Origin of the sequence: Streptomyces sp. NPDC058964, from assembly GCF_042741275.1 — a bacterium.
GTDB lineage: Bacteria > Actinomycetota > Actinomycetes > Streptomycetales > Streptomycetaceae > Streptomyces.
The window spans coordinates 4,875-12,718 of the sequence record NZ_JBHYKH010000254.1 but is presented as its reverse complement, the minus strand read 5'-3'; the positions used below and the strand labels follow the sequence as shown (position 1 = coordinate 12,718).

Here is a 7,844-nt window from a genome sequence, read left to right as displayed (position 1 = left end):
AGCGTGGTCGGCGCCGTACCCGTGTTGGATCCGAAACCGCGGATCGGCGGGCTGTCGTACCGTCCCGACACCGTCTGCGACGGCTGGTCCACGGACGCGCTCGACCTGCGGCTCGCCTCGGTGCGCGGCTACGCCCACCGGGCCGAGGGCCGGCCCCGCGAGGACGACGCGGCGGCTGCCTGGGACGAGCACACCCGCACCGTGGTGTTCGCAGTCGCCGACGGGGTCTCCGACGCCCGCCAGCCCCACATCGGCTCCCAGCTCGCCTGCCGCAGCGCGGTCGACGAGCTGCTCGGCCAGGTGCGCGCGAGCGGCGGCTTCGTCACGGACTGGGCCAAGCTGCTGAGCACCGTGCACTGGCAGCTCCGTGTGCAGGCCCGCCGGCTGCTGCGCCAGGAGGACGCCACCGTCGAGGAGACGGCCGACCTGCTGGCCACCACCCTGGTCGCCGGGGCGGCCATGCCCACTCCGGCGGGCGTACGGGTGCAGCTGGTGTCGGTCGGCGACTCCGGGGTGTGGCTGATCAAGAACGGGACCCTGTATCCGCTCCGGGCCGGCAAGGCGGTCGGCGCGGACGGCCTGGTCTCGTCCGCCGTACAGCCCATGCCGTACGTTCCCGCCGAGGTCGTCCCGTTCGAGTACATCCTGGAGCCGGCCGGAGTGCTGCTGGTGGGCACGGACGGGTTCGGCGACCCGGTCGGCGACGGCCGGGGGGTGGTGTCCCGGCTGTTCTGCCGTGAACTGGAGCGGCCGGTCACACCGTTGGGCTTCGCCCACCTGCTCGACTTCTACCGGGAGACCTTCGACGACGACCGCACGCTGCTGGCCCTGTGGCCGCGCGGTGGCGGGGCGGGAGGCCCCCGGTGAGCGATGTGACGACGGTGCCCTGGGTCGTGCCCGAGAAGCTGGGCAACTACGCGGCGGACCGCCTCGGGGGCGGCGGCCAGGGCATCGTGTACGGAGTGCCCGATCCGCAGGGGAGGCTGGCCGGGCAGTACCTGGCGTTCAAGGAGTACCTGCCCAACGTGCGGTACGACGCCGACGTGCTGCACGACCTGGTCTGCTTCCGCCTGCGGCTCGATCCGGCCGAGCGGGCTCACCTCGACGACCGGCTGGCCTGGCCGTCCGCCATGGTGTACCGGGGTGAGGCACCCACCGTCACCCCGCCCTCGCGGAACCCGCGGACCAAGGTGGTCGGCTTCCTCATGCCACGCGTGACGGCGGCGTACGAGCTGCGCAGCCCGCAACTGCCGGAGGTCAAGCAGCAGGCACTGGAGTTCCTGCTCAACCCCGACTCCTACGGCGCCCGGATCGGCCTGCACGTCGACGACGCCCAGCGGGTGGGCCTCCTGCTCGACCTGGCGCGCACCGTCGACCGGCTGCACCGGCACGGGGTCGCGGTCGGCGACCTCTCGCCGAAGAACGTCCTGTTCACCCTCAACGGGGGCCAGGGCCGCTGTCTGCTCATCGACTGCGACTCGATGCGCTACCAGGGCAGGGACGTGCTGCAGCAGGTCGACACCCCGGGCTGGGAGGTGCCCGAACCGGAGAAGGCCACGGTGTTCTCCGACTCCTGGAAGTTCGGGCTGCTCGCCGCGCGCGTCTTCAACCGCGACCAGGACGACAGGGACCCCGGCCCGCTGCGGGCCATCTCCACCGAGCTCGCGAACCTCGCCGTCCGCGGCCAGAACCAGGACCCGCAGCGCCGGCCGGCCCTGTCCGAGTGGCTTCCGGCGCTGGAGCTGGCGCACAGCCGGGCCAAACGGAGCAGGCGCGCCACGGCGCACACCACGCAGCCACCGGCGCCCGGCCCGACGCCCGTCAACCACCCCCGGCCCCGGCAGCAGCCGGCAGCCGCCCCGCAGGGGTTCGTCCTCCCCGCACAGCTTCAGCCGAACCGCCCGGCCCGCACCGGTTCGACGGGCAGCCGGGTGGGCGGCTGGCTGCTCGCCGCGGCGCTGGTCGGCGGGCTCGTCGGCTACGCGGCAACCCACATGGACTCCACGGACGGCACCCCGTCCTCGGTCTCGACCACGGCCACCGGCGAGGTCTACACCAGCGGTGACCCGGGAAGCGGCTCCACCACCCCGGAAACCACCCCCGACACCACCGACGGCACTCCGTCCGACCGGGCGGTGGCCACCGGCGCCACGGTCGACTACTCCCAGGTCGCGGACGACTCCGCGGCCGAGGGGGTGGCGGGCATGTTCGCCCACTTCTTCGGCGCGATCAACGAACAGGACTACGAGAAGGCGCTGAAGTACTACGACCCGGACACCAGCGTGCTGAACCTGGGTTCCACGTCCAGCCGGAACAAGTGGGCGGATGTCATGTCCACCACGCGAGACACCGACTTCGTCCTGGGCGACCTGTCCTCGGACGGTACGTACACCCTGGCCACGCTGAACTTCACCAGCCATCAGGACGCCGGATACGGCCCCGCCGGGAGCCCCTCCGACACCTGCGACCGGTGGACGGTCACCTACCAGCTGACCCACTCGGCCGGCTACCGGATCTACAAGGCGCCCAGGGACGGGGTGAGTTACACGTCCTGCTGACGTCCGGTTCCGGCGCCCTCACCCGCCGAACGCCTGCGTCTTCAGCTGATCCACGGAGCGGATCGACAGTGACTGACGTCCCGTCACGACCCACCCCGCGGCACGCCACTGCTCCAGTACCCGGCTGACCGTTCGGCGGGAGGTCAGCAGCAGCCCGGCCAGGTCGTCCTGGGAGAGGGCGAGGGCGATACGGCGGCCGGTGCCGTCCGGCTCCGGCATCCCGCAGCGCTCCACCAGATCGAGCAGGAGGGCGGCCAGCCTGGCGGGCACCGGCTCGGTGATGCCGGCGCGCTGGAGGTCCGCCTCGCGCAGGCGGCGCGACAGGGTCCGCTCCAGGGCGTCGGCGACACCGGGGCGGGCGCGGGCCAGGACGTGGAAGCGGGAGGCGGGCAGCTGCAGCAGATCGACCGGGGTGGCGGTGACCAGCGAGGCCGAGCGCCGCCCCCGCTCCACCGCCGCCTGCTCGCCGAGGAGTTCGCCGGGGCCGCGCAGGGCGAGCAGGGCGCGGTAGCCGGCGTGCGACTGGGCGACGACCTTGACCCACCCGTGCAGCACCACGATCAGATGGTCCGAGTCCTCGCCCTGCGTCAGGAACTGCCGCCCGGCGTCCAGCACGACCCGGACTCCCGCCCGGAGCAGCCCGGCCCGGTCACCGGGGTCGAGAGCCTCCCAGAAGGGCGCGGGGCGGACGGCCACCACGGTCAGCCCAGCGGCCCGTGGCAGACCGACCCCGCCGAGCCGGTGACCGCCGACGGGGACTGCCGCACCCGCCGGTACCCGGCCCGTATGGAGATCGTCCCCGTCATGCCACCCTCCCGTCGTCGGCCCCCGCACCGGGACTGCATCAGTGTGGCCCCCGCGCCCTGCCCCGAAACCTGTTCGGACGGAGGGATTCGGCACACCCGGCGACGGGCCGGTCAGACGTCCGTGGCCCACTCCCGGAGCGCGGCCCGGCTCGCGAACGCGGCCACGTCCTTGTCGTGCGGCTCGCTCGCGTACTGGTGGAAGAGCCACTTGGCCTTGATGCGGGGTTTGCCCGCGGTGACGTAGTCGGCGATCCAGAGGCCGTCGCCGGCGTACGAGGTGACGTCGACGTCGAGCCAGTAGTTCCGGTTCGCGTACAGCACGACCCGGTTGTCCGGCCGCAGTTCCTTCACCTTGCGGATGAACAGGTCCTTCTCCGCGTTGCTGGCGTGCGTCCCCTCGCTCGTCGTCTCCCAGTCGACGGCGAGGATGTCACCCGGCCGCTCGGGGGTGTGCCGGACGAAGTACTCGGCCTGGGCCGTGAGATTGCCGGGCCACAGGAAGTGGTAGAAGCCGACGACCAGACCGGCGTCACGGGCGGTCTTGGTCTGGGCGGCGAGTCTCGGGTTGACGTATGAACGTCCCTCCGTCGCCTTGACGAAGACGAAGGAGAGACCGTCCGTGTCGTAGGACGAGGACTGGAACGCGCTCACATCGATGCCGTGCAGCATGGGGGGACTCCCTGAAGTGTCAGTGGGGTGACAGGAGACGGAGGTACAGGTCCACCTTTGCACGGGTGATCCGACGGCGCGTCAGGTTTGTCCGACCCCGCACGGTCCGGGCCGTCCCGCTTGTCCCCGCGTGACGCGTGGTGTCATGGTGGATCACATGGCGCCGCCGTCAGTTGATCATGCGTCAATACTCGCCGAACTAAAGGGAGTTCGGCGTGCCGGGCTCGTCCGGCTGCGCGGCCGGCCGCTGCCCGCGCTGGAGGCCGTGGCGGCCTCGGTGCCCGCCCGCACGCGCGACCAGGCCGTGGAGGCGCTGCTGCGGCTGGCCGTGTCCCAACTGGACGCGGGCACCCTGCGCACCGCCGCCGAGTACACCCTGGGGCTGGCCCAGGGAACCAGTGACTGGCCCCCCTCGTCCCGCCGGTCCCGCGCGGCCGAGGTGTACCGGGTGAGCGTGGAACGCTTCCGCAAGCACCACGAGGTGATGGTTCTCGAGCAGGTCGCAGAACGCATCGTCCGGCTGGCCGCGGAGGGGGTCCCGGCAGCCGCCGGCGCCGGGGACGAGTGGGACGGCGCCACCCACCGGTCCGTGGAGGTCTCGGCCGGCGACCGGAACGCAAGGCTCATGGTCCATGTGCACCCCGTCGACCTGCTGCGCGACGTGGACGTGGTCGTCTCCCCGACGAACACCTACCTCGCGCTGCCCGAGCTGTACAAGTCCTCGGTCTCCGCGTCACTGCGCCGCGCCGGTACCGTGCGGGGCGTGACCGGTGACGTGCTGGACGACCCGGTCCACCACGAACTGCGCAAGTGGACCGCCCGGCACGGGACTTCCGGACGCCCGGTGCTGCCCGGCACCGTGGCCGCGACCGGCTCGGGCGCCCTGGCCGGGCAGGGAGTGCGACGGATCTACCACGCGGCCGTCGCCGTACCCCGCGCCGGGACCAACGACTACGACGTGCTGCCCGCCGACGTCACCCGCGCGCACCCCGCATTCTTGGGTGCCAATTCGCGTAAGGACCAGGCAGGTTGGTGTCGATGTCACATACCGTTGCCGTATGACCACGGGGATGGACGAGTGGGCGGACGGCTGTCCGGGGCGCACGGTGACCTGGCCCGACCCGGACGCCTATGTGCTCGTCGAGGGCGTACTGCTGCGCATGCTGCCGGAGCCGCCCGGGCTCGCGCCGGGCACGGAAGTGACCGTGCGCCGTGATCCGGAGCGGGGCCGGCTCGTCGCGCGCGCGGGCAGGGCGACGCCCCCGGACGGCGGCCACGGCGAGGCGGAGCCCGGATGAGCGCGCACGGCATGGGCTTCGGGGCCGGCTACGACGAGCGGCAGCCCGTGGTCCTGCTCCTCGACACCTCGGCCTCCATGGGCAGACCCGTGGGGAACCCCCGTATCGACGAGCTCAACGACGCGCTGACCCGCTGGTTCGACGGCGTGCGCGCAGAGCCGAGGCTGCGGGCGCGGGTGGAGGTCTGCCTGATCACCTTCGACTCCCGGGTGCGGGTCTTCGACCCCGGCGCGGGACGGCTGGTGCCGGTGGAGGAGGCCCCGGCCGGGCGGCTCTTCGTACCGGTGGACGAGATGCGCCCGCCACGGCTCGACGCGTCCGGGCTGACCCGGATGACGGAGGCCGTCGAGGCGGCGCTCGAACTGGCCCGGAACCGCTATCGCGCCCTCCAGGAACAACACGTCCAGGTCCGGCGGCCGTTCCTGTGGGTTCTCACGGACGGCGCGCCCAGCGACGCGGCCGGCCGGCCCCTGGACGCCGAGGCCCTGGCGGGTACGGCGGGCCGTGTGCGCCGGGGCGAGCAGCGCGGGGAGTGCGTCTTCCAGGCGATCGGGGTGCGCGGCGCCGACCTCAAGCTGCTCGAAGTCCTCGCACCCGGCGCCGCGTTGATGCTGGAGAACCTGGACTTCGGGCAGATCCTCGACCTGCTCTTCCAGAGCTCGGACCGGATCGGCGCGGTGCAGGACCCGGGCGACGTGCACCGGCAGCTGGCCGACCTCGCCGCGCGGCGGGAGCGCATGGACCGGCTGGAGAGGGACCACCGGTGATCGTCGCGGGTGCCGGGGTCCAGGGCACCGCTCATCTGGCCGCCGGGCTGGGCTGCCAGGACGCCTTCCGGGCGGTGGACCTCGGGGACACGGCGGTGCTGGCCGTCGCGGACGGCGCGGGCAGCCGGGAGCGCAGCGCACTCGGCGCGCACATCGCCGTGGACGCGGCCTGCCGGCTGCTCACCGAGGAGATACCCCGGGCGCAGGAGGCGCCGGAGACCTGGACGCGGTGGATCGCCGGGCGCGGAGTGCGCGTGGTCGAGGAGTACCGGCGAGCGGCGGAAGGGGTGCTGGGAGCGGACTCCCGGGACGCCGGACCGGGCGCCGGACCGGCGGACCTCGGCGCGCTGGCGGCCGCCCTGGCCGCGGCGGTCGTACGGCCGCCCTGGGTGGCCTTCGTCTCGGTGGGCGACTGTTTCGGCACGCTGCTCACCCACGAGGACCCGGCGGGCACCGTGTCGGACGATGAGAAGTGCGCGCGGGTTCGCTGCCACCTCGTCCTGCCCCCTCCGCCGCCCGGTGCGCCCCGGCCGCCCTTCCTCTCGTCCCCGGGGGCCACGCTGCGGGTACGGACGTTCGTCGTGTGGGAGCCCGCGCTCAGCGGGGTCGTCCTCGCCACGGACGGCTGCGCGGCACTCACCCTCGACCACCCCTCCGTGCGCGAACTGCGGCCGGAGGCAGGTCCGTTACCGGCGGAGCGCTTCTTCGGCGGCCTCGCCGCGACACTGCGCGGCAACGGCGGCGACGCCGAACCCCTGCGGGCCCTGCTCTCGGGCCCCGGGGCGGCCCGGACCGGCGACGACCTGACCGTCCTGTGCGCGCTCGTGGAAGGCGGGTGACCGTGGGACTGACGGTGGTGTCCGACGGCGGACGCGAGTGGCGGCTCACCGAGCGGATAGGCGGCGGCTCCGAGGGGATCGTGTACGGAGTGGCGGACACCCGTCCCCTGGTGGCCAAGCTGGTGCCCGACCCGCCCGACCCGGACGCGTACCGCCGCCGTGTCGTGAGTCTGGTGCGGCAGCGGCGCGAACCACGCACGGTGGGCCTGCTGTCCGGGACCCCCGTCAGACTCGCCTGGCCGATGGTCCCGGTGCGGACCGCGGGCGGCGGCGCCGACGCGGTCGACGGCTACGTGATGCCCGACATGCGCCGCACCCACCGCCCGTTCGCGCATCTGCTGACCCCGGCCGCCCGCGGTGCCTTCCCGCCCCGTGCGACCTGGGCGACGGCGCTGGCCGCCGCCCGCGCGCTCGCCCTGCTGCTCGCCGAACTGCACGCCGAGGGCTATGTCGTGGGCGACCTCAAGCCCGACAACCTCTGGGTCGAGCGCACGGGCCGGATCGGTATGACAGACGTCGACTCCTGGCAGTTCACGGACGGCCGCGAGATGTTCCCGGGACGGATGCGCACCCCGGGCTACACGGCTCCGGAACGGATCGGCGCGCCCGCCGGCACGCCCCCGGACACCGCGTCGGACGACTTCCTGCTCGCCGTCCTGGTCCACCAGCTGCTGCTGGCCGGTCTGCACCCCTTCGCCGGGCACCCCGCGGACGGGAGCGACTACCTCTCCTACGACGACAACGTGCTGCACGGCCGGTGCCGGATCACCGACCGCACATCGGTGCTGCTGCCCCGCTCCGTGCCGCCCGCCGACCTGCTGCCGAGGCGGCTGACGGACCTGTTCCGGGGCCCCGGAGAGCGGGCACCCCGCCACCGCGGCGGCGGGGCCCGCGCGCCCGCGGCCCG

The 7,844-nt window shown here is 73.5% G+C and carries 8 protein-coding genes; 6 read left to right on the top strand and 2 right to left on the bottom strand.

Annotation, left to right across the window (positions count from 1 at the left end; all coding sequences use genetic code 11):
- Positions 1 to 867, top strand: an 867-nt coding sequence (locus tag ACFW2E_RS27370; RefSeq protein WP_384469728.1) for a protein phosphatase 2C domain-containing protein, incomplete at its 5' end; no start/stop codon positions are given.
- Positions 864 to 2,558: a lipopolysaccharide kinase InaA family protein gene (locus tag ACFW2E_RS27365; RefSeq protein ID WP_384469727.1), complete on the top strand. Its 1,695-nt coding sequence runs from the start codon at positions 864 to 866 to the stop codon at positions 2,556 to 2,558. The genes ACFW2E_RS27370 and ACFW2E_RS27365, both read left to right, overlap by 4 nt.
- A gap of 18 nt (positions 2,559 to 2,576) precedes the next feature.
- Here ACFW2E_RS27365 and ACFW2E_RS27360 read toward each other — a convergent pair whose 3' ends face one another.
- Positions 2,577 to 3,254, bottom strand: a complete 678-nt coding sequence (locus tag ACFW2E_RS27360; protein WP_384469726.1) for a Crp/Fnr family transcriptional regulator — start codon at positions 3,252 to 3,254, stop codon at positions 2,577 to 2,579.
- Positions 3,255 to 3,475: 221 nt separating this feature from the next.
- Entirely contained in the window at positions 3,476 to 4,033 is a 558-nt protein-coding gene (locus ACFW2E_RS27355) for a GH25 family lysozyme (protein WP_384469725.1), read from the bottom strand.
- A 157-nt stretch (positions 4,034 to 4,190) separates the two neighbouring features.
- Here ACFW2E_RS27355 and ACFW2E_RS27350 point away from each other — a divergent pair, with 157 nt between their 5' ends.
- The 4 genes from ACFW2E_RS27350 to ACFW2E_RS27335 form a co-directional block, all read left to right on the top strand.
- Positions 4,191 to 5,249, top strand: coding sequence for a hypothetical protein (locus tag ACFW2E_RS27350; protein WP_384469724.1), 1,059 nt, complete (start codon positions 4,191 to 4,193; stop codon positions 5,247 to 5,249).
- A gap of 78 nt (positions 5,250 to 5,327) precedes the next feature.
- Complete coding sequence (locus ACFW2E_RS27345; RefSeq protein ID WP_384469723.1) at positions 5,328 to 6,098, top strand: hypothetical protein; 771 nt, start codon at positions 5,328 to 5,330, stop codon at positions 6,096 to 6,098.
- The gene (locus tag ACFW2E_RS27340; RefSeq protein WP_384469722.1) at positions 6,095 to 6,937 is read left to right on the top strand and encodes a protein phosphatase 2C domain-containing protein; all 843 of its coding nucleotides are present in this window, start codon (positions 6,095 to 6,097) and stop codon (positions 6,935 to 6,937) included. Before ACFW2E_RS27345 ends, ACFW2E_RS27340 begins: the two co-directional genes overlap by 4 nt.
- Positions 6,934 to 7,844: hypothetical protein (locus ACFW2E_RS27335; protein WP_384469721.1), on the top strand; the 911-nt coding region annotated here is incomplete at its 3' end. The genes ACFW2E_RS27340 and ACFW2E_RS27335, both read left to right, overlap by 4 nt.